Raw genomic sequence first — 25,810 nt, forward strand, 5'->3', positions numbered from 1 at the left:
CCGCCGTCGTACGGCTGGCCCCGCCCGCCAGACCCCCGCCCGCACCACGACCCCTCGAGGAGGACGACGTGCTCAGCCGCATCGCTGAATCCCTGTTCTGGATCGGCCGCTATGTCGAGCGCGCGGACGGCACCGCGCGCATCCTGGACGTGCACCTCGAAAGGCTCAACCACCTGCCCGCCGCGGACCAGCGCAGCGTCGCCCAGGAACTCCTCGGCGTCATGGGATCGCGGGCCGACGCGGACGAGTTCGGGCTCACCGAGCTGCTCCAGTCGCTCGCCTTCGACCGCACGAACGCCACGAGCATCGCCGGCTCGCTCGCCGCGGCGCGCGAGAACGCCCGGCGCGCCCGGGAGACCGTGTCCTCGAGCCTGTGGGAGTGCCTCAACACCACGTACTACGGGCTCAGCCAGCACCGCAAGGACGTGGTGGGCACCTACCGCTTCTGCAACTGGGTGCTCGAGCGCACCGCCATGGTCCGCGGCCTCGCGGACACCACCATGAGCCACGACGAGGGCTGGCTGTTCCTCGTGCTCGGCCGCTCGCTCGAGCGGGCGGACATGACCGCGCGGATGCTCTCCACGCGCGAGGTGCACACCGCGGGGATGTCCTGGGTCAACATGCTCCGCTGCGCGGGCGCCTACGAGTCGTTCCTGCGCACCCGCCGCACGGCGTTCGACGAGGGCCACGCCGCCGAGTTCCTCCTCATGGACCGGCTGTTCCCGCGCTCGATCGTGTACGCCCTGCGCGACGCGGACGATGCGCTCGCGAAGCTCGACCCGTCGGACACCCGCGTGGGGTTCATCAACGACGCCCGGCGGATCGTCGGCCAGGCGCGGACGTTCCTCGAGTTCCACCGCACGGACGACCTGATGGTGGAGCTCCCCGAGCACATGGAGCGCGTCCAGAAGGCCGTCGCCCAGACATCTGACGCGGTCTCGCGCAAGTACTTCAACAGGGCCGACGAGCAGGCCTGGGTGGGAGAGGTTTCATGACCAGGCTGAGGATCCTGCACCACACGGCATACCGGTACAACCGGCGCGTGACCCTCTCGTACAACGAGGCGCGCATGACGCCGCTGACCGAGCCCCAGCAGGTGGTGCTCGAGTCGCAGGTCCGCGTCACTCCCACGCAGGCCGCGGTGAGCTCGTACAAGGACTACTGGGGCACCCGCGTGACGGCGTTCGACATGCAGATCCCGCACGAGTTCCTCGAGGTCGTCTCCTCGACCACGGTCGAGGTGCACCGGGTCGAGCGCGTGCCGGCCGAGGGGGACATCGTCTCGTGGGAGCGCCTGCGCAGCCCCGAGCTCGAGGACCAGTTCAGCGACTGGCTGCCGCAGTCGCGCCTGTCGGGACCGGGGAGCGAGGTGCTCGGGACCCTTCCCGGCGTCGTGGAGGGCCTCGACCCGCACCGCGCCGCCCATGCCGTGTTCGAGTGGCTGCGGGGCGAGATGCGCTACAGGCCCGGGTCGACGGCGGTGACGACGGATGCCGAGCAGGCCTGGAACCAGCGTGAGGGGGTCTGCCAGGACCTCGCGCACCTCGCGATCGGCTCGCTGCGCAGCCTCGGCATCCCGGCGCGGTACATCTCCGGCTACCTGCACCCGCGCTCGAGCGCGGACATCGGCGAGGTCGTCGCCGGCCAGTCCCACGCGTGGCTCGAGTGGTGGGACGGCGAGTGGCGGTCGTGGGACCCCACCAACCACAAGCCGGCAGGCGACTTCCACGTGACCGTGGCCCGCGGCCGCGACTACCGGGACGTGCCCCCGCTGAAGGGGATCCTCTCGGGCGGCGGCGGTTCCCACCTCGACGTCGGCGTGGAGATCACGCGCCTCGCCTGACGCCCTTACCACCCGGCCCCCATGCGTTGAGGAGTCACCTCCGTCGCGTTGGGGAGTCGGCTCCGTCGGGTTGGGGAGTCACTTCCGTCGGGTTGGGGAGTCACTTCCGTCGGCCCCTGTGGATAACCCAGAGCACGCGTTCGCGATGCGTGCCAGCATGTCCGCATGGACAGCACCGACCCGCTCGACCCCTTGATCCACCGCCCCTTCACGCTCGCGGAGGCGAGAGCCCGAGGCGTCGACTTCCGGGAGGTGCTGCGGTCCGACACGCGGCGCCTCAGCCGCGAGCTCTACCTCTCGGGTGCAGCAGTGCCGAGCCTGCGAGAGCGCGTGCTGGCCCACCTGCTCCTCGCGCCGGACGCATGGGCGTCACACACCACCGCGGCGGCGCTGCACGGCCTATGGCTCCCGGAGATGGCCAGGACCCAGGATGCGATCCACCTGAGCCGGTCGTCCTCGGCAACCCGGGTGCGGCGCGCCGGCGTCGTCGGACATCACGTGCGGGTGCTCCCGGGCGAAGTGCAGGTGCACGAGGAAGGAATCCGCCTCAGCTCACCTGCCCGGACATGGCTCGACCTCGGGCACCTGCTCGGCCACGCCGCGCTCGTGGCGGTCGGTGACCAGCTGATCCGTGAACCGAGGCCTGAATTCGAACGGCGCACCCGGCCCTACGCCACGAAGCGGCAGCTCGATCTGATGCTCCGAGGACACCGGCGCATGAAAGGCGTCGGGAAGTGCCGGGAGGCCCTCAGAGACATGCGCGTCGGTGCTGACTCCGTGCCGGAGTCACTCCTGCGCCTCAGCCTCCTCGCGTACAACTTTCCCGAGCCAGAGCTCCAGATCCGCCTGCATGACTATGATCCGGGGTCCTTCAGTGCCGATATGGGCTACCGTGCGTACCGGATCGCGATCCAGTACGACGGCGGCCATCACCGTTCAGAGGCACAGCGACTCAGCGATGCCCGGCGGGACGCCGCCTTCCGTGCGGCGGGATGGACCGTCATCGTGGTCACCGCGGAAGACCTGAGGGATGACTTCGCCCGCGTCCGAGGTGAACTCAGAAGACAGATGCGCGACCGCGCGGCGTAGTGGCTCCTCAACGGGACGGAGATGGCTCCTCAACCGTGAGGAGGTGGCTCCTCAACGGTGCGGAGGTGGCTCCTCAACCGTGCGGAGGTGGCTCCTCAGGGGCGTCACCAGGGGCTGGGGCGGTAGTCCTTGAGGAAGACCCCGTACAGGTCGGTCCCGGCCTCGCCCATGACGATCGGGTCGTACACGCGGGCGGCACCGTCCACGAGGTCCAGCGGCGCATGGAAGCCCTCGTCAGCGAGCCGCACCTTCGTGTAGTGCGGCCTCTCGTCGGTGATCCAGCCGGTGTCCACGGCCGTCATGAGGATCCGGTCGGTCTCGAACATCTCCCCGGCGCTCGTGCGCGTCATCATGTTCAGCGACGCCTTGGCCATGTTGGTGTGCGGGTGCCCGGGCCCCTTGTACTTGCGCCCGAACTGGCCTTCCATCGCCGAGACGTTGACCACGTACTTGCGCCGCGCCGTGGAACGCCGCATCGCATTCCGCAGGCGGGAGACGAGCAGGAACGGCGCGGTGACGTTGCACAGCTGGACCTCGAGCATCTCGAGCGGGTCCACCTGGTCCACGACTTGGGTCCACGAGTTCACGGCGGCCAGGTCGGGCACGAGCCCGCCGGCGTCGATGGCGGTCCCGGCCTCGATCCGCTCGAGCGAGGCGGAGCCGGTCGAGAGCGCGAGCGAGGTCACGGCGTCGCCGGCGAGTACGGGGTGCTCGGACATGGATCCGGCGATCGAGAGCGGGTGCCTGTCGTGCGCATGCCCGAAGGTCAGCAGCTGCGGGCCGCCGTTGGACGCCTGGAGGGCGGCGGGGAGCGGCTCGGACTCGGCGTCCACGAGCGGCTTGTACGCGTTTCCCGAGCGCCGCACCGTCTGGGCGGCGTTGTTGATGATGATGTCGAGCGGGCCCTTGGCGTCCAGCGTGTCGGCGAGCGAGATGACCTGGGACGGGTCGCGCAGGTCGATGCCCACGATGGTGAGCCGGTCGAGCCACTCGGCGGAGTCCTCCATCGCGGCGAACCGCCGGGCTGCGTCCTTCGGGAAGCGGGTCGTGATGGTTGTGTGCGCGCCGTCCCGGAGGAGCCGCAGCGCGATGTACATGCCGATCTTGGCCCGGCCGCCCGTGAGCAGCGCCCGTCGCCCGGTCAGGTCCGTACGCGCATCGCGCTTGGCGTGGCTCATCGCGGCGCACTCGGGGCAGAGCTGGTGGTAGAACGCGTCCACCTGCGTGTAGTGCTGCTTGCAGATGTAGCACGGCCGTGAGCGGAGGAGGTTCCCGGCGATCTCGCCGGTGGCCGAGGACGCGAGCTTGTTGCCCTTCGTCTCGTCATCGATCCGGTCGGGCGCGGCCGTCGCCGTCTGCGCGATGACAGCCCGGTCCGCCTCGGCGATCGCGTCCCGCTTCGCCGCCCGGGTGAAGCGGCGGTGGGCCTTGAACATCTTGCCGGTCGCGCGCCGCACCGCCACGTAGTCGGGGTGCTCCTCGTCGTACGTGTGGATGCTGCCGAGGACCTTGAGGGCGGCCTGGATCTCCTCAGGGGTCAGTTCGGCTGGCGTGTCAGGGGAGCTCATGGCTTCCCATTCTACGTCGCACGCGCGACGGCGCGGGGCCCGGCCGTGCGGGCCCCGCGCCGTCGCAGCGGGCAGTTCCGGTGCGGCGGTTCAGCCGGCGGAGCGGCGTGCCGCGGACGACGGCGAGGACGCGCCGTCGGCGGTGCCCTCACCGCCGGTGGCACGCGCCGCAGCGGTGGCGTGGCGCTCCTGGATCTTCTCTGCGACCTCAGGCATCTCCGCGGCCACGTCCTCGAGGGCGGCCGGCATCTTCGCCAGCCAGGCTGCGGCGAGCCGGCGCTCGTCGGCGTCGGGCTCGGGGACGAGCTGTCCCTTGGCGAGGACGGTGATGCCCGAGGCGGTCACCTCGAAGCCGCGGCGCCTGTCGAGCTTCTCGTCCACTCCGATCGTGGCGCCGGGCGGGACGATGACGTTCTTGTCGAGGATGGCCCGGTTCACAACAGCGCCGGCGCCGATCTCGACGCTGTCCATGACGACCGAGTCGAGGACCCGCGCGGCGGAGTTGACCCGGACGTCGTGCGAGATGACCGAGCCCTCGACGATCCCGCCGGTGATGACCACGCCGCTGGAGACGATGGAGTCGAGCGCGATGCCGACGGTGCCGCCCTCGCCGCGGACGAACTTCGCCGGCGGCGAGACGCTCTGGTGGGTGTAGATCGGCCACCGGGAGTTGTAGAGGTTGAACACCGGCAGCGGGGAGATGAGGTCCATGTGGGCCTCGTAGAACGAGTCGAGGGTGCCGACGTCGCGCCAGTACGTGCGGTCGCGTTCCGTGGCGCCCGGGATCTCGTTCGTCGTGAAGTCGTAGACGCCGGCCTCGCCGCGGTCCACGAAGTAGGGGATGATGTCGCCGCCCATGTCATGCTTCGTGTCGAGCCGCTCGGCGTCGCTCTTGAGCGCCTCGACGAGGGCGTCGGCGTCGAAGACGTAGTTGCCCATGGAGGCGAGGAACTGGTCAGGGTCGTCGGGGAGCCCGGGCGTCGTCGCCGGCTTCTCGACGAAGGCGGAGATCATCGACGGCTTGGCAGAATCCGTCTCGATGACGCCGAACTGGTTGGCCATGTCCAGCGGCTGCCGGACCGCGGCGACGGTCGCCTTCGCGCCGGAGGCCACGTGGGAGGCCACCATCTGCTCGAAGTCCATCCGGTACACGTGGTCGGCGCCGACCACGACCACGATCTCCGGCTGGGCGTCGTGGATCAGGTTCAGCGACTGGTAGATCGCGTTGGCGCTGCCCAGGAACCAGCTCTTCCCGACGCGCTGCTGGGCCGGCACGGAGGCCACGTAGTTGCCCAGCTGCGGGGAGAGCCGCCAGGTCTCCGAAATGTGCCGGTCCAGGGAGTGCGACTTGTACTGGGTCAGCACCACAATCTGCAGATAGCCGGAATTCACGAGATTCGACATCGCGAAATCGATCAGCCGGTACCCTCCGGCGAACGGCACGGCGGGCTTGGCCCGGTCAGCCGTCAGGGGCATCAGCCTCTTGCCCTCCCCACCTGCGAGGACGATCGCCAATACCTTCTTAGGTGCCACTGCGCAACCCCCGTCATCTCGTGTCCACGACCTGTTTTCCCGGCCTCCGCGGCTGCGAAACGCGGTCCCCTTCACACTAGTTCAGGTTCCAATGACCGACTACGTTGAAACCGTGCGAATCGACATTGTGACCAAGGAATTCCCCCCGGAGATCTACGGCGGCGCCGGGGTGCATGTGGCCGAGCTCAGCAGGGTCCTCGCCCGCGAGGTGGACCTGCATGTCCACGCCTTCGGAGCCCCCCGCGAAGCCGAGGTGAACGGGGCAGCGGTCACCTCGTACCAGGTCCCCGAGTACCTTTCCGGCGCCAACGCAGCCCTCCAGACCCTCGGGATCGACCTCGGCATCGTCCCGGACGTCGCCGGCGCGGACCTCGTCCATTCGCACACCTGGTACGCGAACATGGCAGGCCACCTCGCCTCGCTCATGCACGGGATCCCGCACGTGCTCTCCGCGCACAGCCTCGAGCCCCTGCGGCCGTGGAAGGCCGAGCAGCTCGGCGGCGGCTACCGCCTCTCGTCCTGGGTGGAGAAGACGGCGTACGAGGCCGCCGACGCCATCATCGCCGTCTCCCACGGCATGCGCGCCGACATCCTGCGCTGCTACCCGGAGGTGGACCCGGCGAAGGTCAAGGTGGTCCACAACGGCATCGACGTCTCGCTCTGGGGCCGCGACGAGGGCACCGAGCACCTCGCGGGGCTCGGGATCGACCCGGCGAAGCCCTCGGTCGTGTTCGTGGGCCGCAACACGCGCCAGAAGGGGGTGCCGTACCTGCTGCGGGCGGCGTCCAAGCTCCCCGCGGACGTCCAGCTCGTCCTCTGCCTCGGCGCCGCGGACACGCCGGAGCTCGCGGCCGAGACCGCGGCGCTGATCGACGGCCTGCGCGCCGAGCGGGAGGGCGTGGTCCTGATCGAGCGGATGCTCCCGCGCGCCGAGCTCATTCAGGTCCTCAGCCACGCGACGGCGTTCGCGTGCCCCAGCATCTACGAGCCGCTCGGGATCGTGAACCTCGAGGCGATGGCATGCGGCGCGGCGGTCGTGGCCACCGCCACCGGGGGCATCCCCGAGGTCGTCGACCACGGAACCACGGGGCTGCTCGTCCCGATCGAGCAGGTCAGCGACGGCACCGGCACGCCGCTGGATGCGGAGAAGTTCGTGGCGGACTTCGCGGCGGCCCTGACCGAGGTCGTCGCCGACCCGGACCGCGCCCGGGCGATGGGCCAGGCCGGCCGCGTCCGCGCCGAGGCGAACTTCTCGTGGGAGAGCATCGCGGAGACCACGCTCGAGGTCTACCGGTCGGTACTCGCGTAGGCTGGAGTCGAGAAGCGAGCGCACGACGGCGGCGACTCACCCGCGTGGGTGAGTCGCCGCCGTCGTGGTCTCAGCTGTCGTGACGCAGCGCCGATTCAGTCCCGGCTGACGTTGACCTTGGTGGGCCCAGGCCCCGCCTCCGGCGCAATGGGCACGCGGACTTCGAGCACGCCGTCGTGGTAGCTCGCCTTCACGTCCTCGCCGCGGGCGCCGCGCGGGAGCTCGACGGTGCGCGCATACGAGCCATAGCGGAACTCGCTGCGGTAGCCGCCCTTGGTCCGGTTGGCGGTGTCCTCGCGCCGCTCGGCCTTGATCGAGAGCGTCGAGTCCTGCACCGTCACTTCGACGTCCTTCTCGGGGTCGATCCCGGGAAGCTCGGCCCGGACCACGAGGGAATCTCCGTCGCGGAACTGCTCGGTGCGCAGCCACGCCGTCTCCCACTCGTCGACGAAGCGCTTGAACTGGTCGGGGAAGCCGAAGCGGCGCATCCCCTCCGGCATCATGTCCCACGGGCCTCTGCGGCCCCATCCATCGCCCATGGATATCCTCCTGACGTGCCCCGGGCACCGGTGCGGCCGGGTCCTGCCTTCAGGCTAGACCCGGCCGCGGGCACGGGGAAGGGGCCTACTTCTTGACGTTCTTCTCCTTCAGGGGCGCCTGGCCCGAGGCGCGCAGCGCGGCGTAGTAGGCCGCGGCCTCCTCCTGCCGCCGGGCCTCGACGCCGCTCGCCACGGTCGCCCGCAGGTGCTCCTGCGTGTAGCCGAACGCGTCGACGAGGTCGAGGGCGTGCGGGCGGAGCCTGGCGAGCAGGCGGTTGATGTACTCGCCGACCGTGCGTCCGCGTTGCATCGAGAGCCGCCCGTTCATGAGGTGCCACTCGAGGTGCTTCTCGATGAGCGTCAGCCCGAACAGGTCGCGCAGCCACGTCAGGACCTGCCGGGTGCCGGGGTCCTCGATCTTCTCGAGGGCCTCGGTGAACGCCTCCCACTGGAGGAGCTCGCCGTGGGCGCGAGCGGCCTCGATGAGCTCGTTCTGGTGCGCGTTGAACCGAGCGGCGGCCTCCGCCTGCGGCAGCTTGGTAGCGCCCTGGAGAGCCTGGGCCGCCTGGGCGACCATGGCCTGGACGCGCTCGGCGAGCAGGAGCCGCTGCGTGTCAGGGTCGCGGAGGGCGAGGGCGGAGCGCTGGGCCCGGCCGGAGTCCGCGATGAACTGGGCCACGGCGCCGAGGCCCGTCTTGAGCGCCACGCCGCGCGCCTGTCCGAGCGCGAACTTCGCCAGGGCCCCCACGTTCATGGTGCGGAACTCCTTGGCGTAGTCGTTCAGGAGGCGCTTGGCCACGAGCTGGAGCAGCACGTTGTTGTCGCCCTCGAACGTCACGTAGATGTCGAGGTCCGCTCGCAGGGACGCGAAGCGGTTCTCGATCATGAAGCCGGCGCCGCCGCACGCCTCACGGCACTCCTGGAGCGTCTCGAGCGCGTGCCACGTGGAGAGCGGCTTGAGCGCCGCGGCGAAGGTCTCGAGGTCCTGGCGGTCCTCATCCGTGTCCTGCGTGCCGGAGAACACGCCGTCGAACTTCGTCAGCAGCTCCTCGTGCGCGAAGCTCATGGCGTACGTGGCGGCGAGCAGCGGGAAGAGGCGGCGCTGGTGGCGCTGGTAGTCCAGCAGCATCTCCTCGGCGGTGTCCGAGGAGGCGTTGAACTGGCGGCGCTCGGCCGCGTAGCGGATCGCGGCCGTGAGCCCCACCTTGGAGGCGGCGACGGCGGCCCCGTCGAGGGAGACGCGGCCCTGCACGAGCGTGCCGAGCATCGTGAAGAAGCGGCGGCCCGGGCTCGCGATGGGGGAGGTGTAGGTGCCGTCCTCGTCCACGGCGCCGTAGCGGTCGAGCAGGTTGAACCGGGGGACGCGGACGTTGTCGAAGCAGAGCCGGCCGTTGTCGATGCCGTTGAGGCCGCCCTTGACGCCGTCGTCCTCGGTCTTGATGCCGGGCAGCGGCTCCTTGGTCAGGGGGTCGCGGATCGGCACATAGAAGGCGTGCACGCCGTGGTTGACGCCCTTGACGATGAGCTGGGCGAAGACGGTCGCGGCGATGCCGTCCTTTGCGGCGTTGCCGAGGTACTCCTTCCACGCGGCGCGGAAGGGGGTGTTGATGACGAACTCGTCCGTGGCATCGTCGTACGTGGCGGTGGTGCCGATGCTCGCGACGTCGGAGCCGTGCCCGATCTCGGTCATCGCGAAGGCGCCCGGCACGGTGAGGTCCATGATGTCCGGGAGCCACCTGCGGTGGTGCTCCGCGGTGCCGAGGTGCAGGACGGCGGCGCCGAAGAGGCCCCACTGGACGCCTGACTTGATCTGCAGCGACGGATCTGCGGTGACGAGTTCCTCGAAGCCGGCGATGTTGCCGCCGTGGTTCTCCTCGCCGCCGAGCTCCTTCGGGAAGGCCCGCTGGATGGCGCCCTCGTCCACGAGGATCTTCAGCTGGCCGAAGACGCGCTCGCGGTGCTCGGTGTAGGTCAGGCCCTCGAGCTTGTGCAGCTCGGGGCGGGCGGCGAGCTCGCGGGCCTGCCGGCGCACGTCGGCCCAGGTCCCGAGCAGCAGCTCGCCCAGCGCGGCGACGTCGATCTGCGGCGACTGCTCGAGGTCGGCCAGGTCGGCCTCGGCCTCGGCGGATGCAGAAGGGGCAGCGGTCTGGTGGGTCGTCATCGTGTCTCCTGTGGTGGAAGGGGTGCGGCTGGCGCCGGCCGGTGGTCGGACTCGGCGGAGGCTCCGACCGGGACGGTCGCCTGGGCGGCGATGCCCGCGAAGAGCCAGTCGGCGATCAGGCCAGCCATGTCGTCGAGGGATGGCTTGTTCTCGGACGGCGCCGCGGTGAGCCAGCGCTCGCCGGCGGTGCGGACGAGCCCGATCGCGGCCGGCGGCCAGTAGTCGAGCGTCGCGGAGGCGGTAGGACCGAGGTACCGGGCCATGGGGGCCTGGATCATGGACCCGACGGCGTCGAAGAAGCTGCCGAAGGCACGGTCCGGGTCCGCTGGCGCCCGCGTGACGAACTCGTACACGTGCGGCGAGCGCGCGGCCATGCCCAGGTAGGCGGCGACCATGGCCCGCAGTCCCTCGTACGGCGTCTGCGCGGCGGCGGCCGCGGCCGCGATGCGCTCCTGCATCTGGGCCAGGACGAGCGAGCCCATGGCGGCCTGCAGGCCCGCCTTGTCCCGGAAGTACCGGTAGAAGACGGACTTCGACGTGCCGGCGACGGCGGCGATGTCCTCCATGGGCACGTCCGGTCCGAGCCGGTGCACGGCCCTCCGGGCCGCGTGGACGAGCTCGGCGCGGCGTTCCTCGCGGTGGCTCGCCCAGCGCGCGGTGCGGCCGTCGACGCCGGGCGACGGCGCGGCGTCGTTCGCGGTGGCTTGGTTCACGGTACTCAGCGTATCAGGTACGCTAGGTATCGGTAATTCAGATCACAGCTCCCGACCGGAGGACCGCTATGCCCACCCCTTCCTCTCCTGGCATCCGCAAGGCCGTCGTCGTCGGCGGCAACCGCATCCCGTTCGCCCGGGCCAACGGCGCGTACGCGCGCACCTCGAACCAGGACATGCTCACCGCCGCGCTCGACGGGCTCGTGGCCCGCTTCGGCCTGCAGGACGAGCAGATCGGGGAGGTCGCCGCGGGCGCCGTCCTCAAGCACAGCCGTGACTTCAACCTCACCCGGGAGTCCGTCCTCGGGTCGGCCCTCCGCCCCGAGACCCCCGCCTACGACGTGCAGCAGGCCTGCGCGACCGGCCTCGAGACCGTGCTCCAGCTCTCCGACAAGATCAAGCTCGGCCGCCTCGACTCGGCGATCGCCGGCGGCGTCGACTCCGCCTCGGACGCCCCGATCGTGGTCAGCGAAGGACTGCGCGAGGTCATCCTCGAGCTCAGCCGCGCCAAGACCCTCCAGCAGAAGCTCAAGGCCGTCTCCAAGCTGCGCCCCAAGGACCTCGCGCCGATGGCGCCTGGCACCAACGAGCCCCGCACCGGCCTGTCCATGGGCGAGCACCAGGCGCTGACCACGAAGCAGTGGAACATCACGCGCGAGGCCCAGGACGAGCTGGCGCTCGCGTCCCACCGCAACCTCGCCGCGGCCTACGAGCGCGGCTTCTTCGACGACCTCGTGACCCCGTACCGCGGCCTCGCGAAGGACTCGAACCTCCGCGCCGACACCTCGATGGAGAAGCTCGGCAAGCTCTCGCCCGTCTTCGGCCGCCAGCTTGGCTCTGAGGCCAGCATGACCGCCGGCAACTCGACCCCGCTCACCGACGGGGCCTCCGCCGTGCTGCTCGCCTCCGAGGACTGGGCCGCCGAGCGCGACCTGCCCGTCCTCGCCGAGATCGTGGACGGCGAGGCCGCGGCCGTGGACTTCGTGCACGGCAAGGACGGACTGCTCATGGCGCCCGTGTTCGCGGTGCCCCGCCTGCTCGGCCGCCTCGGCCTGACCCTCGAGGACATCGACTACTTCGAGATCCACGAGGCCTTCGCCGGCACCGTGCTCGCGACCCTCGCCGCCTGGGAGGACGCCGACTTCTGCCGCGAGCGCCTCGGCCTCGACGGCGCCTTCGGGAAGGTGGACCGCGCCAAGCTCAACGTCAACGGCTCCTCGCTCGCCGCCGGCCACCCGTTCGCCGCGACCGGCGGGCGCATCGTCGCGACCCTCGCCAAGCAGCTCCACGAGCGCGGCCGCGCCGGAGACCTCGGCCGCCCGGCCCGCGGGCTCATCTCCGTCTGCGCGGCCGGCGGCATGGGCGTCGTCGCGGTCCTCGAGGGCCGCTGAGGGCCGGGGGAAGGGGAACAGGCATGGCTGACAAGTACACCGACTTCGTCTCGCGCGGCTGGGGCCGGGACCTGGCCAAGCGGCTTGGGCTCCCGCAGCCGGTGGCCCTGCGCCGCTACGAGCCCGGCGCGCCCCTCGTGGCGGGGCCCGTCCTGCTCGTCGGCGCCGGCGCCGGGGCGGATGCGCTCGAGACGGCGCTGAAGGGCTGGGATGTCGAGGTGCTCAGGGATCCCGGCGTCGCCCCGGCCGCCGGCGGGACGCACGACGCCGGTGCCTCGCCGTCGTCGTCCGCCCCGCCCGCCGCCCCGGCCGGCGCCGGAAGAAGCGGAGCGAAGCTCGGCGGGATCGTGCTCGCCCTCGACACGGTGGCGCGGCCCGAGGACCTCTCCGGGCCGATCCTCGCCGCCGGCCGTGCGCTGCGCTCGCTGGGCCCGAGCGCGCGGGTCGTCACCGTCTCGCGCCGGTCCTCGACCGCGGACGAGCCCGCGCTCGCCGCCGCCCGCGCCGGCGTGGACGGCATCCTGCGCTCGCTGGCCAAGGAACTGCACAGCGGGGCGACCGGCAACGGGATCCTGCTCGCCGAGGGCGTCGAGGCGGACGCCCCCAGCGCGCTCGGCGCGCTGCGGTTCCTGCTCTCGGGGCGGTCGGCGTTCGTGGACGGGCAGTTCCTCACCGTCGGCACGGCCAAGGGCGAGCTGCCCGCAGATCCTGAGAAGCCCCTCGCCGGGAAGGTCGCGGTGGTCACCGGGGCCGCCCGGGGGATCGGCGCGGCGATTGCCCGCACGCTGGCCCGCGACGGCGCCAAGGTGGTCGTCGTGGACGTGCCCGCGGCGGGAGACTCCCTCGCCAAGGTCGCCAACGAGGTCCGCGGCACCGCCCTCCAGCTCGACATCACCAAGCCCGAGGCCGGCGAGCGGATCCTCGAGCACGCCCTGGCCCGGCACGGCGCCCTCGATATCCTCGTGCACAATGCGGGCATCACCCGGGACAAGCTCCTGGCCAACATGGACCCGGCCCGGTGGGACTCCGTCATCGCCGTGAACATCGCGGCCCAGCTGCGCATCAACGAGGCGCTGCTCGGCTCCGGCAGGCTCGGCGACGGGTTCCGCCTCGTCTCGGTGGCCTCGACCTCGGGAATCGCGGGGAACCGCGGCCAGACCAACTATGCCGCCTCCAAGGCAGGGGTCATCGGGATGGTCCGGTCCACCGCCGCCCGGCTCGCCGCGTCCGGCGGGAGCGCGAACGCCGTGGCCCCGGGGTTCATCGAGACCGAGATGACGGCCAGGATCCCCTTCGCGACGCGCGAGGTGGCCCGGCGCCTCAACTCGCTGCAGCAGGGCGGCCTGCCCCTGGACGTGGCCGAGGCGATCGCGTTCCTGGCCTCCGACGCCGCTGGGGGCATCTCCGGCAACGTGCTGCGCGTGTGCGGGCAGAATCTGGTCGGGCAGTGAGCGCGCAGGGCGCGCGCCAGGGCAAGACCGGCACCGAGACGGTCGAGCTCACCGAAGTCCCGTCACTGTCCAAGCTCTATGTTGCCGCCGCGGCCGAGGCGGCCCGGGCGCTCGTCGCGCCGCGCAGGACCGCCCCGAAGCTGCCCGCCGCCCGGCACCATGCCGCCGTCGTGCGTCCGGACGTCGCCCGCCTCACCGAGTACCAGCACCTTCTCGGCGAGCCGGCGCGGGACGTGGTGCCCGCGGGCTACGTGCATGCACTCGCGTTCCCGGTGGCGATGAGCTTCATGGGGCGGGAGGACTTCCCGCTGCCGCTGCTCGGCATGGTGCACCTGCGCAACCGCATCGAGTACCGCGAGCCGATCACCTACACCGACGAGCTCGACGTCACGGCCTGGGCCGAGAACCTGGCCGGTCACCGCGCCGGGACGCAGGTGGACGTCGTGGCGGAGGTGCGCCGGGGCGGGACGGACGGCGGGGGAGGGGACCCGGTGTGGCGCGGGGTCTCGACCTACCTGGCCAAGGGCGTGTTCCTGCCGGGCGTGGACAAGCCGCTCGCCAACGGGGCCCGCGAGGACTTCCGCGCGCCGCTGCCCACGGCCCTGTGGCGGCTGGGCTCCGAGACCGGGCGCGAGTACGCGGCCGTGTCCGGGGACTTCAACCCGATCCACCTCAGCTCGATCTCGGCCCGGGCCCTCGGGATGCGCCGGTCCATCGCGCACGGGATGTACACGGCGTCGCGGGCGCTCGCCGAGATCGGGGCTGCGAAGGGCGACGCGTTCGTGTGGGACGTGTCCTTCGAGGCACCGGTGTTCCTGCCCGCGCGGGTGGCGCTGAACATCTCGGACTCGGTGGACGGGGAGGGTTCCTGGGAGCGGTCGGACTTCGTGGGGTGGCACGCGAAGTCGGGCCGGCGGCACTTCGTCGGGAGCGTGGCGCGGCTGGCCTGAGGCTGCCGGTCTGACGCGCGACGGCGCGTGGTCGCCACAGCGCCGTCCGTCCCCCTGCGGGGGCGGGCGGCGCCGTTGTCGTGTCAGGCGGGACTTGTCCTCCACAGGGCTGGGCGGGGAAGGGCCGGCTCGGTAGAATCGAAACTATGTTCGAATCATCGGCGATGCAGGTCACCGTGGGAGGGGCGCAGGATGCGGCCGACCTCTCGCGGCTCATCGCTGAGGTCCTCGTGGCCGTGGGGAACGGGTCGCCGAGCGCTGCGGCCATCGGGGCCTGGGCCACGGCGCTCGGGTCGGTCGGTGACGACGATCTGCAGCTGGACGAGGCGGAGCTGCTCGAGCGGATCGCCGCCCAGGAACGGCTGAAGGCCGCGGCCGCGGCGAGCCAGGCCCGCTACAGCGTCCTGCTCGAGACGCGCATCCGCGAGAGGCGTGCGGGTGGCGATGGGGCTGCGTCTTCGTCGGTGGAGTCCGGAGATGCCACGGGCACGCGACCGCGGGTCGTCGATCCGTCGACCGAGGCGGGGCAGGCGATCGCGTTGGCGCGCTGCGAGTCACCCTCGCGCGGCGGCCGGCTCCTGGGGCTCGCCAAAGCCCTGGTGCACGAGATGCCGCACACCCTCAACGCGCTCGCGGCCGGCCGCATCAACGAATGGCGCGCCACGCTGGTGGCCCGCGAGACAGCCTGCCTGGACGTCGGGGATCGGGCCTGCGTCGACGAGGCGCTCGTAGCTGCCTACGCCCGTGAGGGCGTCGGCGATCGCCAGCTCGCCGCCGAAGCGCGAGCCCACGCGCAGCGGCTCGATCCGGCGGCCGCAGTGAGGCGGGCCCGGCGGGGCGTGACGGAGCGGCGCGTCTGGCTGAAACCCGCCCCGGATTCCATGGCGGTCCTGTCCTGCCTGCTGCCGGCTGCCCAGGCCGTGGCCGCGTACAAGGCCCTGTGTGCCGCGGCTGATTCTGCCCGGATCTCTCGGGCGGAGGCGCCGGGCAGGGGACCGCGGGCCCCACAGGGCGGCGACGGCCGCACCAGGGACCAGACCATGGCGGACACGCTCGTCGAGCGGCTCACTGGGCAGGTCTGGGCCGGGGACGTCCGGATCGCCGTGAACGTCGTGATGTCGGACGCCGCCCTCATCGGCGGTTCGCCGGAACCCGCCGCGCTCGCGGGCTATGGAGTGCTGCCGGCCCAGATCGCCCGGGACCTCGTCCTCGCTTCGTCGGACGCGGCGCTCCGTCGCCTCTATACGTCGCCCACCACGGGATCGGTGACGGCCCTGGAGTCGAGGTCTCGGGCGTTCCCGCCGGGCCTCAGGGACTTCATCGCGCTGCGGGACCGGACCTGCCGGAATCCCTGGTGCGATGCCCCGACCCGCCATCACGACCACGTGGTTCCGGCGGCACGAGGTGGCCCCACCAGTGCGGTCAACGGCCAGGGCCTGTGCGAGCGCTGCAATCAGGCGAAGGAAGCGCCGGGCTGGAGACATGCGACCACGCCGGCGCTCCGGCACACCGTCACGGTCACCACACCGACCGGGCACCGGTACAGATCGACCGCGCCCCCATTGCCCGGCGTGCGGGAGGTGATCGGCCACAGGGTCGAGTTCCCCGGTGGAGAATGCGTCTTCCACACGGCCGCGTGAGTATGGCGTGTTCGCGCTACCGCAGGTTTGCGCGCCGGGGGCGGGGCGGGGCACACAAGAGGAGCCCCGGTCAGAAGACCGGGGCTCCGTCTGTGCGCGGAGGGGGACTTGAACCCCCACGCCCTATTCGGGCACTAGCACCTCAAGCTAGCGCGTCTGCCATTCCGCCACCCGCGCGGGCGGCTCTGAGGACCATCAAAACCAGCGTTTTCGGCCTCAGCAGCGGTACACAACCATACACCATTCCGGACCCTGCTGCGTGCGCTCCGGCCCGGGCGAGCCGGCCACCCGCCGTCGTGCGCGGAACCGTGGACTTCGTGCTGGGACCGGCCAGCGGGAACACCGTGCGTGGACTCCGGAACAGACAAAAGTCCAGAACAGACAAAAGTCCAGAACAGACAAAGGAGCCCCGGTCAGAAGACCGGGGCTCCGTCTGTGCGCGGAGGGGGACTTGAACCCCCACGCCCTATTCGGGCACTAGCACCTCAAGCTAGCGCGTCTGCCATTCCGCCACCCGCGCAGGCAGCAACCTCGGAAGCGAACCGATCACTCGTTTCCCTCCCGGGCAGCGAGAAAGACTCTACACGATCCGCGTCCCAAGCCGAAATCGGTCCCGGCGCCGCTGCCGGGGGAGACGCGCCCAGGCGCGGGACTAGGCTGGGGGCACCGGAGACGCTGAGGAGGACCCATGACCGACCACGCCGCCCAGGGCCAGGCCACCGCCGAGGACGAGGTGGTGGGCATCTGCCAGGACCTCGTCCGCTTCGACACCTCCAACTTCGGAGACGGGTCGGGACCGGGGGAGCGGGCCGCCGCCGAGTACACCGCCGGCCTCCTCGCCGACGTGGGGCTCGAGCCCGAGCTGTTCGAGTCTGCGCCAGGCCGGGCGAACGTGGTGGTGCGCCTCGAGGGCACTGACCCGAGTGCCGGGGCCCTGGTGGTCCACGGCCACCTCGACGTGGTCCCCGCCCAGAAGGAAGACTGGAGTGTCGACCCGTTCGCGGCAGAGCTCAAGGACGGGCTCATCTGGGGCCGCGGTGCCGTGGACATGAAGGACATGGACGCCATGATCCTGTCCGTGGTGCGCGAGATGCAGCACACGGGCAGCCGCCCGCGCCGGGACCTCGTCATCGCGATGTTCGCCGACGAGGAGGCCGGCGGGGCGTACGGCGCCCGCTGGGCCGTGGACAACCGGCGTGACCTGTTCGATGGCGCCACCGAGGCCATCAGCGAGGTGGGCGGCTTCTCTGCCCAGATCGGCGGGAAGCGCGCCTACCTGCTCCAGACGGCCGAGAAGGGCCTCGGCTGGCTGAGCCTCAAGGCCCAGGGCCGCGCCGGCCACGGATCCCAGGTCAACGACGACAACGCCGTGACGCGACTTGCCCGGGCGGTGTCCCGCATCGGCGACTACGCCTGGCCCATCGAGCTCACCGACACCACGCGGCGGTTCCTCGACGGCGTCACCGAGCTCACCGGCGTCGAATTCGATCCTGAGAACCCCGAGATCCTCCTCAAGGAGCTCGGCACTGTGGCCCGGTTCGTCGGCGCGACCCTCCAGAACACCTCCAACCCCACCGTCCTCAAGGCCGGCTACAAGGACAACGTCATCCCCGGCACCGCCGAGGCGCGCGTGGACACCCGTACCCTCCCCGGACAGGACGAGCTCGTCCTCGCCAAGCTCAGGGAACTCGCCGGCGACGGCGTCGACTTCAGCTACATCCACCACGACGTCTCCCTCGAGACGCCGTTCGAGGGCCCCCTCGTCGAGGCGATGGTCGGCGCGCTCGCCGCGGAGGATCCGGACGCCGTGGTGCTGCCGTACACGCTCTCCGGCGGCACCGACAACAAGTCCCTGAGCCGGCTCGGCATCACCGGCTACGGCTTCGCCCCGCTCCGACTCCCGGCCGAGCTGGACTTCCCCGCCATGTTCCACGGCGTGGACGAGCGGGTCCCCGCGGACTCGCTGCAGTTCGGCGCGCGCGTGCTGCGCCGCCTGCTGACCACGTACTGACCGCGCCGAAGACCCCGCAACTCTCTGCCAGAGACCCCACAACTCCCTGCCAGAGACCCCACAAGAAGAGGAGGGAAGCAGCGTGGCACTCGACCCCGCCGCCGTCCTGCCCGAGGCGCTGATGGAGGAGATCCGTTCGCGCGCCCCCGGCTACGACGAGCGCAACGAGTTCTTCCAGGAGGACCTCGACGCGCTCGTCGCGGCCGGGTACCTGAAGGCGTTCGTCGCCCCGGGCGACGGCGGGCTGGGAGCCGGCATGGCCGACGTCGTGCGCCTCCAGCGGCGCCTCGCCCAGGCCGCGCCCGCCACGGCGCTGGCCGTCAACATGCACCTCGTCTGGACGGGTGTGGCGCGGCTGCTGGCTGACCGGGGGGACGCGAGCCTTGCGTTCGTCCTCGAGGAGGCGGCGGCGGGGGAGGTGTTCGCCTTCGGCGTCTCGGAGGCCGGCAACGACGCCGTGCTCTTCGACTCCATCACGGAGGCCGTCCCGCAGTCCGACGGCGGCTACAGCTTCACGGGCACGAAGGTCTTCACGAGCCTCGCGCCCGCGTGGACCCGCATGGGGACGTTCGGCAAGGACACCACCGGCCAGGAACCGGCCCTCGTGTGGGGCTTCATCCGCCGGGACCGGCCGGGCTGGCGGCACCTCGACGACTGGAACACGCTCGGCATGCGCGCGAGCCAGTCGCGCACCACGGTCCTGGAGGGAGCCGTCGCTCCGGCGGACCGGATCGTGCGTCGGCTGCCCGTGGGCCCGCACCCCGACCTTCTCGTCTTCGGCATCTTCGCGGTGTTCGAGACGCTCCTCGCGGCCGTCTACACCGGCATCGCCGAGCGGGCCCTCGACCTCGCGGTCGCGGCGGCCCACCGCCGCCGCTCCCACCGCAGCGGCGGCCGGCCCTACTCCCAGGACCCGGACATCCGGTGGCAGATTGCGGAGCTCGCCATGGCGGTCGACGCGATCGTCCCGCAGCTCGACGCGGTCGCCGCGGACCTCGACGCCGGAGCGGACCGGGGGAGTGCCTGGTTCCGGCACCTGAGCGGGCTCAAGCACCGTGCCACCCAGACGGCCAAGGCGGTGGTGGACGGCGCGATGCGGGTGGCCGGAGGCGGCGGCTACTTCCGGGGCAGCGAGCTCGAGCGGCTGTACCGGGACGTCCTCGCCGGCCTCTACCACCCGTCGGACCCCGAGTCGGCGCACTCTACGGTCGCGACGAACGTGCTGGGGCCGCTCGAGGACTAGCGGGCCCGCCGTGCCGGGAGCCGGGTCATCCTGCGTTCAGGGGCTGACCGGACCGGGAACCGCCTGCGGCGCGTCGGCCTGGACGAGCGCGGACTGCCGGAGCTCGAGAATCCGGTCTCTGGCCTGCTCGGCCTTGAGGGGGATGCCCGCATACCTGAACTGCTCGTGGGCCTCCTCGAGGGCCCGCAGCGCCTCGACGTCCTGACCGAGGTCCTTCAGGCACCGCCCGTAGAGCAGGCACGCCTCGGCGGTGACATGGGGGCCAAGGAGGTTCCTCTCCCTGTTGATGCCCTGGAGGAGCCGGGCCGATTCCTCCAGGGCACCGGTCAGGTAGAGCCACCGGGCGCGGACGAGCGCGGTCTCGAGCTGGTCGGCGTCGCTCCCGCCGGCGATGACGAGCGCGAGCTCCGCGCGCTCGATCGCAGTGACGGTGTCCGGGCCGAGAATGCCTCCCTCGAGCCGCGCCGCAGCGGAACTCCGATTGAAGCGCGCCCACAGCTCGATGTCCTCGAGGGCGAGCAGGAACTGCGCGGCCCGCTCGTGGTGCAGCGACCCCTCGGCCTCGTCGGACCGCAGGAAGGCGACCTTCCCGATCACCCACTCCGCCCGGCAGACCAGGCGGTCCACCGGGGCCTTCGCCACGAGGGCTGTGAGGTTCGCGCACCACTCCCACGCCGCCTCTGTCCTGCCGCTGTCCGCGAGCGCATGGATGAGCGAGCAGAGGGAGGCGACGCGGACCGCGGAGCGGGCCGAGAAGCCCTCGGAGAGCTCCGTGGCACGGCGGGCATGCTCGACCGCAGCCTCGAGCCGTCCATGGCGGTGGCAGATCTCCCCGTAGAGCTGGTGGGCGCGGGCCTCGAGCTCGCGGTCCCCGGCGAGCGCGGAGTGCTCGAGCAGGTCCTGCGCGGTGCGCAGCGACCTCGTGAGCCTGCCTTCCCGCATGAGGCATTCGGCCTGGATGAACGTCATCTCCCACCAAGCGGAGGTGTCCGCGGCCTCCCGGGCAAGGCGCGCGGCAATGGCCGCGTGGGATGAGGCGCGCGCGTACTCCCGCACGTCGCAGGCCGCTTGGGCGCACAGGCTCGAGAAGACGTACTCGGCCTCCGCAGGCATAGGAGGTCCGCTCCACCACGGCATGGCATGGGGGGCGCTGGCCAGCCGGCCCGAGAGCTCCTGGATCGCCTGCGCCGAGGGCTCCAGGCGGCCGGTCTCGAGCATCGAGATGTAGCTCGGCTCGTAGGCCCCGTCGCCCAGCTGGGCCTGGGTGAGTCCGCGCCGGAGGCGTTCGGTCCTGAGCATCCTTCCGAAATCGATCCCCATCAGCTGTACCTCTTCTGAGACAGGGTGCTCCGAGGGCACCGGGCACGAGGGCGGGGCCGGCGGGTCTGCTTCCGCCCTGCCTCTGCGATGGCTCCCCTCGGAACGGCTCGACGACGGGCCAATCCAGGTCCCCCTGCCATCGCTGACGAGTGAATCCCAGCGCCCGTTGCGCCCGCGTTATCGGCCGCCGCGACAGCCGGCTGCGCCCGCGCTCCAGTGATAACGGCGACGCAACGGGCCGCCCGCTCTACTCCTTCTACAGAGCCACAAGCGACCGAGCCACAAGCTCACGACGCCACCAGACGGACCGGACAGCGAGTCCACTCCGACGCGTGCAATGCACGTCGCCGAAGGCCCCTCGCCGTCCATGCCGCTCACTTCTTTTGGGGGTTCCTCTATGAGACGTCCGCAATCCGGCGTAGGGAAGCCCGTCTTCTTCGACCCGAGCGGGAACAGGTGGTCACGGGTGCTCGGCACGTTGGTCGCGGTCTTCGTCGTCCTGACCGTCCCCCTGGTGTGGATCCTGCCCAGTGCCGCGGCTCCGCTGTGGGCGACCACCTTGAATACCTCGCCCGACTACCCCCGCCAGCTGCTGGCCCAGGGCGACCCCGAGGATGTCCCCGTCGTCGGCGACGAGAACGGCATCTTCCAGAGGGTCGCGGTCGCCGCGCGGCAGGGCAGGAACGTGTACCTCAAGGACCCGTTCAGCAACACCATCTTCCGGCAGGCCACGCCGGATGAGGCAAAGACGATCGGGGACCACCCCTACGTGGTCGACAACTATGGGGTTCCCGACGACCACCAACTGATCCTCACCTTCGACGATGGCCCGGACCCGCGCAACACTCCGGCGCTCCTGGACCTCCTGTCCAAGGAGAAGGTGCCTGCGACCTTCTTCGACGTGGGCTACGAGATGTCCGCCTACCCCGAGCTCGTCCAGCGGGAGGTCCGCGAGGGCCACATGGTCGGCAACCACACCCTCACGCACGCGAGCTTCACGGACAACCCCGACCTGGTCAACCGCGAGCAGCTGATCGGCAACGACCACCTCATCAGGGGCCTCACCGGCTATGCGTCGCGGCTCTTCCGCCTGCCTGAGGGCAACCCCCAGGGCAACCTCGTCGGTGTCCTCCAGGCCCAGCAGCTCGGCTACATCCACGTCGACCTCGATCTCGACACGCTGGACTGGTCCTACCCGCCCGGGGCGCCGATTCCCACGCCGCAGCTGGACGGCAAGGGCCACGTCGTGCTCATGCACGACGGCGGCGGAGACCGCCAGGCCACGATCCACATGCTCCAGGACTTCATCACCAAGGCGAAGGCGGAGGGCTACACCTTCACAACACTGGCACCGATGCTGGACCCGAAGGATCTGCCCCAGAAGATCACGCCCAACGCCGACGACCTTGCGACGGTGGCGGTCGGCGCGTCGCTGACCCTCGTCCCGGACATCGTGATCTCGTGGCTGTTCTGGTTCGGGATCGGATCGCTCAGCGTCATGTCCATCCTGTACGTGATCCTCGCCCTCATCTCCAATGGCCGGCAGCGCAGGAAGCGCTGGGAGGTGATCCCGGACGCCCAGCTTCCCTTTGTCAGCGTGGTCCTCCCGGTCTTCAACGAGGAAGCCGTGGTGACCAAGACTCTGGATGCGCTGATGGCCAGCGACTATCCGGCCTTCGAGGTCGTGGCCGTGAACGACGGATCAACGGACCGCACGCTGGCGATCCTGCGGGAGTATGCCCGCTCGTGGCCCCAGCTGCGGGTCGTGGACCAGCCGAACGGCGGGAAGTCCGCGGCGAGCAACAATGGGATCGCCCATTCCCGCGGCGAGATCGTCGTGACGCTGGACGGGGACACGATCTTCGAGCCGCAGACCATCAGGATGTTCGCCCGGCACTTCCTGGACACCTCGCACAAGAAGCCGCTCGGCGCCGTGGCCGGCCACGTGAAGGTCGGCAACCGGCACAACATCATCACGGCGTGGCAGGCCCTCGAGTACATCTCCGGCATCTGCGTCACGAGGATGGCAGAGGGCGCCGTAGGGGCGATCTCGATTGTCCCCGGTGCCTGCGCGGCCTGGCGGCGGGAGGCCCTGCTCCAGGCGGGCGGCTACTCCCACGACACCCTGGCGGAGGATTCGGACCTCACCCTGACCATTCAGGGCCTGGGGTACAGCATCGTCCAGGAGAACAAGGCGGTCGCTTGGACGGAGGCTCCGATGACCCTCAAGGGCCTCGCCAAGCAGCGCCTGCGGTGGACCTACGGCAACATCCAGGCGCTCTACAAGCACCGGAAGATGCTCTTCAACCCCAAGTACGGGGTGCTGGGCCTCGTGAGCATGCCCTACGCGCTGATCTCGGTGCTCATCCCCCTGGTCTTCATGCCGATGACCTTCATGGTGGCCGGTGTCATCCTCGCTCAGGGCCAGTGGGCGCCGATCGCGATCTTCGCCGCCTTCGTCGCCGGGGCCCACCTGATCATCTCTACTGTGGCCGTGATCATGGTCCGCGAGAGCCCGCGCCACCTCCTCATGGTGCCGCTCTACCGCCTCATCTACGAGCCGCTGCGGGCCTATGTGCTCTACGGCTCCCTGCTGCATGCAGCCCGCGGCCGCATGGTGGGCTGGTACCGGCCTGAGCGCACCAACAGCGTGCTGGTCCCGTCGGCGACCGCCGCGAGCCAGGGCGTGCAGGCACCCGCGCGCGAGAAGCCGCGCCCAGGCAAGCCCGCGGCCGTCCCCGTCATGTCCAGGGACTCCGCCCTGCCGATGCTGTCCAGCGACCCCCGGTGAGCGCGGCCTGAGCCATGGCCCGTCCGTCAGCACGGCGCAGAGCCCCCTTCCTGCTCCTCGGGCTCGGGCTCCTCGCCGCACTGGTCACGCTGGGCCTCACGATCGCCGTGTCCTCAACCAGCGGACCGGGAGGGGGCGGCCAGGCCTCGGGAGGCCGGGCGGCGTCCGGCCCGGGAGGGACACCGGCGACCTCCGACGCCGCAGCATCGGGACCGGCGTCCGGCTCCGCACCGGGGTCGGCCTCAGGCAGTGCTCCCTGGTTCGGCGGGTACGCGGACGTGACCCTGAAGCCCCTGTACCCCTTCGACGACAGCAGCCCCGACGGGAGGGCCGTCCTCGCCTTCGTCATCGCCGATCCGGCCAACCCGTGCGAGCCGTCCTGGGGCGGGCAGTACTCGTTGGACAAGGCGGCCACCGAGCTGGACCTCGACCACCGCGTCGCGCAGCTGCGCGCGAAGGGGCACGGGGTGGCCCTCTCCTTCGGCGGAGCGGCCGGCGACGAGCTCGCGAGGAAGTGCCCCGACGCGCAGGCGCTCGCGCAGGCCTACAGGAAGGTCATCGACCGCTACGCCCCCGACGTGCTCGACTTCGACATCGAGGCCCGGAACCTCTCGGACGTCGCAGCGACCGACCGGCGCGTCCAGGCCCTGCGACAGGTCCTCGGCGACCTGGGCGCGCCGCGCATGCCGCAGGTGTGGCTGACCCTGCCCGTGACCGCCCAGGGACTGTCCCCTGAAGCTTCGGCGGTGGTCCTGCAGACCGTGCGGGGAGGCGTCGACCTCGCCGGCGTGAACATCATGACGATGGACTACGAGGGACCCGCCTCGGGCCAGAAGATGCTCCAGACCTCGATCGAGGCCGCCACGAGCACCCACTGGCAGCTCGCCCAGATCTTCGGCCTCGGGCAGGGCCAGGAGGCCCAGGCCTGGAAGAAGCTCGGCCTCACCCCGATGATCGGGGCCAACGACGTGGTGGGGGAGACCTTCGACCTCCAGGCGGCCAGGGGACTGAACCAGTTCGTCCATGACCGCGGCATCGCCCGCCTGTCCATGTGGTCGCTCAACAGGGACCGCGCCTGCTCCCCGGGAGAGGGCCTGCGGCAGAACGACGCCAGGGAGCCCGAGGCCGCGGACACCTGCAGCGGCGTCGTCGGCCAGAACCGCGGCGCCTTCGCTGCGGCGCTGTCCTCCGGCCTGATGCCCTCGGCCTCGCCCAAGGCCTCCTGACCCTACGCGGCCTGACCCTGCGCGACCCAACCCTGAGCGACGCACGACGACGGCCGGCGCCTTCCGCTGCGAAGGCGCCGGCCGTCGTCGTGCTCAGCCCGACCTCACCGCTCGGGGCCGGCGGTCCCTGCGCGCGGAATCCACCCCGACTGCGGACGCGCCGCGGCGGGGCCCCGGTTGACGACCTGCCGCTCGGCCGGGGCAACCCCCATCTCCGTCCACAGCCTGCGCCGGAACTCGAGCAGGGTGCGCTGCGCGTCGGCGCGGCTGCCGCTGTCGGTCTGGGCGCGGCTGATGAGCTTGTGGGCCGACTCGCGCAGCGGCTCCAGCGAGGCGGCATACCGGGCGGCCGAGATGGCGGCCTCGTAGTTCCCCGTCGAGAGGTGGTTGCGCGCGATCGCCTCGAGTGCCAGCACCCGCAGCCCGCGGAGGCGCTCCTGCTCGTACATGACCCAGTCGTCGTACCACCCCGGCAGCAGCTCGGAGCCGAAGAGGAGGTCTTCTGCACCCGCGCCCGGCAGGGTGCCGGCGAGCGCCTTCTGGGCCACCCAGCGCAGCCGGTCGAGATCCACGGTGATCCCATCCGAGAGCCGGAGCGGATCGAGGCTGCGGTCCAGCAGGTCAGGCAGCTGGTGCCGGAGCTTGAAGACCGAGGACCGGAGGTTGCCGGCCGCCTGGTGCTCGCTGCTCTCCGGCCACAGCAGGCCGGCCAGATAGCTGCGCGGACGGCTGCCCATGAGGGCGAGCGAGGCGATGAGCCGCTGCTGGCGCCTGCCGATCGGCAGGGGAGCGCCGTCCCTGAGCAGCTCCCAGGACCCCAAGAGGTGCAGTTCCCAAGCCACCACGGATGCTCTACCCCCTTCGCCGACTAGCACGGGAGCCTGGTTGGGCGGCGCCTTCCCGGGCTCATCTGGCCCTCCGCTCCTGCGCCGCGTCCGCGTGCCGAACTGGGGGCCTCGGCTCCAGTAGACAACCCCCGCTCTGCTGCGGTCACGAGTGGTCTCCACGTGAATGGGCTGGGCCGTCCGGGCG

The 25,810-nt window shown here is 71.1% G+C and carries 19 protein-coding genes, 3 tRNA genes and 1 pseudogene; 13 read left to right on the top strand and 10 right to left on the bottom strand.

Annotated elements, in window-relative coordinates:
- Nucleotides 1-68: 68 nt before the first annotated feature.
- The 3 genes from SA2016_RS09950 to SA2016_RS09960 all read left to right on the top strand — a co-directional run bounded on the left by SA2016_RS09950 (nt 69) and on the right by SA2016_RS09960 (nt 2,932).
- A complete protein-coding gene (locus SA2016_RS09950) occupies nt 69-995 on the top strand; it encodes an alpha-E domain-containing protein (protein ID WP_066497706.1) in 927 nt (308 codons plus the stop codon).
- Nucleotides 992-1,843: a transglutaminase family protein gene (locus SA2016_RS09955; RefSeq protein ID WP_066497708.1), complete on the top strand. Its 852-nt coding sequence runs from the start codon at nt 992-994 to the stop codon at nt 1,841-1,843. The genes SA2016_RS09950 and SA2016_RS09955 overlap by 4 nt, the downstream gene beginning before the upstream one ends.
- 165 nt (nt 1,844-2,008) lie before the next feature.
- Nucleotides 2,009-2,932, top strand: coding sequence for a DUF559 domain-containing protein (locus tag SA2016_RS09960; RefSeq protein ID WP_066497710.1), 924 nt, complete (start codon nt 2,009-2,011; stop codon nt 2,930-2,932).
- Between the two features lie 104 nt (nt 2,933-3,036).
- On the opposite strand, the gene SA2016_RS09965 is transcribed toward SA2016_RS09960, so the two are convergent.
- The gene (locus SA2016_RS09965) at nt 3,037-4,500 is read right to left on the bottom strand and encodes an SDR family NAD(P)-dependent oxidoreductase (RefSeq protein ID WP_066497712.1); all 1,464 of its coding nucleotides are present in this window, start codon (nt 4,498-4,500) and stop codon (nt 3,037-3,039) included.
- Nucleotides 4,501-4,590: 90 nt separating this feature from the next.
- Entirely contained in the window at nt 4,591-5,976 is a 1,386-nt protein-coding gene (locus SA2016_RS09970; protein ID WP_066502314.1) for a glucose-1-phosphate adenylyltransferase, read from the bottom strand.
- A 169-nt stretch (nt 5,977-6,145) separates the two neighbouring features.
- Between SA2016_RS09970 and glgA the strand changes: the two genes are divergently transcribed.
- Complete coding sequence (gene glgA / locus SA2016_RS09975; RefSeq protein ID WP_066502316.1) at nt 6,146-7,342, top strand: glycogen synthase; 1,197 nt, start codon at nt 6,146-6,148, stop codon at nt 7,340-7,342.
- Between the two features lie 95 nt (nt 7,343-7,437).
- On the opposite strand, the gene SA2016_RS09980 is transcribed toward glgA, so the two are convergent.
- The 3 genes from SA2016_RS09980 to SA2016_RS09990 all read right to left on the bottom strand — a co-directional run bounded on the left by SA2016_RS09980 (nt 7,438) and on the right by SA2016_RS09990 (nt 10,755).
- Nucleotides 7,438-7,881, bottom strand: coding sequence for an Hsp20/alpha crystallin family protein (locus tag SA2016_RS09980; protein ID WP_229710674.1), 444 nt, complete (start codon nt 7,879-7,881; stop codon nt 7,438-7,440).
- An 85-nt stretch (nt 7,882-7,966) separates the two neighbouring features.
- Nucleotides 7,967-10,042, bottom strand: a complete 2,076-nt coding sequence (locus SA2016_RS09985; protein WP_066497714.1) for an acyl-CoA dehydrogenase family protein — start codon at nt 10,040-10,042, stop codon at nt 7,967-7,969.
- Nucleotides 10,039-10,755 (bottom strand): TetR/AcrR family transcriptional regulator, encoded by a 717-nt coding sequence (locus tag SA2016_RS09990; protein WP_084249438.1) that lies wholly within the window; start codon nt 10,753-10,755, stop codon nt 10,039-10,041. The genes SA2016_RS09985 and SA2016_RS09990 overlap by 4 nt, the downstream gene beginning before the upstream one ends.
- A gap of 176 nt (nt 10,756-10,931) precedes the next feature.
- Here SA2016_RS09990 and SA2016_RS22635 point away from each other — a divergent pair.
- Nucleotides 10,932-11,144, top strand: a pseudogene (locus SA2016_RS22635) (thiolase family protein); the annotation flags it as partial.
- Nucleotides 11,145-11,503: 359 nt separating this feature from the next.
- Here the strand turns inward: SA2016_RS22635 and SA2016_RS21430 are convergent.
- Nucleotides 11,504-11,600, bottom strand: a tRNA-Gly gene (locus SA2016_RS21430).
- A gap of 3 nt (nt 11,601-11,603) precedes the next feature.
- Here SA2016_RS21430 and SA2016_RS21435 point away from each other — a divergent pair.
- The 4 genes from SA2016_RS21435 to SA2016_RS10010 all read left to right on the top strand — a co-directional run bounded on the left by SA2016_RS21435 (nt 11,604) and on the right by SA2016_RS10010 (nt 16,187).
- Nucleotides 11,604-12,146, top strand: coding sequence for a hypothetical protein (locus SA2016_RS21435; RefSeq protein ID WP_157089156.1), 543 nt, complete (start codon nt 11,604-11,606; stop codon nt 12,144-12,146).
- Between the two features lie 23 nt (nt 12,147-12,169).
- Entirely contained in the window at nt 12,170-13,597 is a 1,428-nt protein-coding gene (locus SA2016_RS10000) for a 3-oxoacyl-ACP reductase (RefSeq protein WP_066497716.1), read from the top strand.
- Entirely contained in the window at nt 13,594-14,547 is a 954-nt protein-coding gene (locus tag SA2016_RS10005; protein ID WP_066497717.1) for a MaoC family dehydratase, read from the top strand. Before SA2016_RS10000 ends, SA2016_RS10005 begins: the two co-directional genes overlap by 4 nt.
- Nucleotides 14,548-14,693: 146 nt before the next feature.
- On the top strand, nt 14,694-16,187 hold the full coding sequence (locus tag SA2016_RS10010) for an HNH endonuclease (RefSeq protein WP_218030550.1): 1,494 nt from the start codon (nt 14,694-14,696) through the stop codon (nt 16,185-16,187).
- 93 nt (nt 16,188-16,280) lie between these two features.
- Here the strand turns inward: SA2016_RS10010 and SA2016_RS10015 are convergent.
- Nucleotides 16,281-16,364: transfer RNA gene (locus SA2016_RS10015), tRNA-Leu, on the bottom strand.
- Nucleotides 16,365-16,623: 259 nt separating this feature from the next.
- Nucleotides 16,624-16,707 (bottom strand) — tRNA-Leu (locus SA2016_RS10020).
- A gap of 168 nt (nt 16,708-16,875) precedes the next feature.
- Between SA2016_RS10020 and SA2016_RS10025 the strand changes: the two genes are divergently transcribed.
- The gene (locus tag SA2016_RS10025) at nt 16,876-18,198 is read left to right on the top strand and encodes a M20/M25/M40 family metallo-hydrolase (protein ID WP_066497718.1); all 1,323 of its coding nucleotides are present in this window, start codon (nt 16,876-16,878) and stop codon (nt 18,196-18,198) included.
- A 121-nt stretch (nt 18,199-18,319) separates the two neighbouring features.
- A complete protein-coding gene (locus tag SA2016_RS10030) occupies nt 18,320-19,441 on the top strand; it encodes an acyl-CoA dehydrogenase family protein (RefSeq protein ID WP_066502323.1) in 1,122 nt (373 codons plus the stop codon).
- A gap of 36 nt (nt 19,442-19,477) precedes the next feature.
- Here the strand turns inward: SA2016_RS10030 and SA2016_RS10035 are convergent, their stop codons facing one another.
- On the bottom strand, nt 19,478-20,761 hold the full coding sequence (locus SA2016_RS10035; RefSeq protein ID WP_066497719.1) for a helix-turn-helix domain-containing protein: 1,284 nt from the start codon (nt 20,759-20,761) through the stop codon (nt 19,478-19,480).
- Nucleotides 20,762-21,227: 466 nt separating this feature from the next.
- Here SA2016_RS10035 and SA2016_RS10040 point away from each other — a divergent pair, with 466 nt between their 5' ends.
- Both SA2016_RS10040 and SA2016_RS10045 read left to right on the top strand, forming a co-directional pair.
- Nucleotides 21,228-23,552, top strand: coding sequence for a bifunctional polysaccharide deacetylase/glycosyltransferase family 2 protein (locus SA2016_RS10040; protein WP_229711001.1), 2,325 nt, complete (start codon nt 21,228-21,230; stop codon nt 23,550-23,552).
- A gap of 14 nt (nt 23,553-23,566) precedes the next feature.
- Nucleotides 23,567-24,778: a chitinase gene (locus SA2016_RS10045; protein WP_066497720.1), complete on the top strand. Its 1,212-nt coding sequence runs from the start codon at nt 23,567-23,569 to the stop codon at nt 24,776-24,778.
- A 104-nt stretch (nt 24,779-24,882) separates the two neighbouring features.
- Here the strand turns inward: SA2016_RS10045 and SA2016_RS21765 are convergent, their stop codons facing one another.
- A complete protein-coding gene (locus tag SA2016_RS21765; RefSeq protein ID WP_169803065.1) occupies nt 24,883-25,620 on the bottom strand; it encodes an AfsR/SARP family transcriptional regulator in 738 nt (245 codons plus the stop codon).
- Between the last annotated feature and the right edge of the window lie 190 nt (nt 25,621-25,810).

The sequence above is a fragment of the Sinomonas atrocyanea genome (genome assembly GCF_001577305.1).
GTDB classification, from domain to species: domain Bacteria; phylum Actinomycetota; class Actinomycetes; order Actinomycetales; family Micrococcaceae; genus Sinomonas; species Sinomonas atrocyanea.

What these genes read in the sequence shown, in the direction of transcription:
- SA2016_RS09955 (WP_066497708.1), top strand. Translation starts at nt 992, where the DNA reads ATGACCAGGCTGAGGATCCTGCACCACACGGCATACCGGTACAACCGG.
- SA2016_RS09960 (WP_066497710.1), top strand. Translation starts at nt 2,009, where the DNA reads ATGGACAGCACCGACCCGCTCGACCCCTTGATCCACCGCCCCTTCACG.
- SA2016_RS09965 (WP_066497712.1), bottom strand. Translation starts at nt 4,500, where the DNA reads ATGAGCTCCCCTGACACGCCAGCCGAACTGACCCCTGAGGAGATCCAG.
- SA2016_RS09970 (WP_066502314.1), bottom strand. Translation starts at nt 5,976, where the DNA reads ATGCCCCTGACGGCTGACCGGGCCAAGCCCGCCGTGCCGTTCGCCGGA.
- SA2016_RS09980 (WP_229710674.1), bottom strand. Translation starts at nt 7,881, where the DNA reads ATGGGCGATGGATGGGGCCGCAGAGGCCCGTGGGACATGATGCCGGAG.
- SA2016_RS09985 (WP_066497714.1), bottom strand. Translation starts at nt 10,042, where the DNA reads ATGACGACCCACCAGACCGCTGCCCCTTCTGCATCCGCCGAGGCCGAG.
- SA2016_RS21435 (WP_157089156.1), top strand. Translation starts at nt 11,604, where the DNA reads ATGACCGCCGGCAACTCGACCCCGCTCACCGACGGGGCCTCCGCCGTG.
- SA2016_RS10000 (WP_066497716.1), top strand. Translation starts at nt 12,170, where the DNA reads ATGGCTGACAAGTACACCGACTTCGTCTCGCGCGGCTGGGGCCGGGAC.
- SA2016_RS10010 (WP_218030550.1), top strand. Translation starts at nt 14,694, where the DNA reads ATGTTCGAATCATCGGCGATGCAGGTCACCGTGGGAGGGGCGCAGGAT.
- SA2016_RS10025 (WP_066497718.1), top strand. Translation starts at nt 16,876, where the DNA reads ATGACCGACCACGCCGCCCAGGGCCAGGCCACCGCCGAGGACGAGGTG.
- SA2016_RS10030 (WP_066502323.1), top strand. Translation starts at nt 18,320, where the DNA reads ATGGAGGAGATCCGTTCGCGCGCCCCCGGCTACGACGAGCGCAACGAG.
- SA2016_RS10035 (WP_066497719.1), bottom strand. Translation starts at nt 20,761, where the DNA reads ATGGGGATCGATTTCGGAAGGATGCTCAGGACCGAACGCCTCCGGCGC.
- SA2016_RS10045 (WP_066497720.1), top strand. Translation starts at nt 23,567, where the DNA reads ATGGCCCGTCCGTCAGCACGGCGCAGAGCCCCCTTCCTGCTCCTCGGG.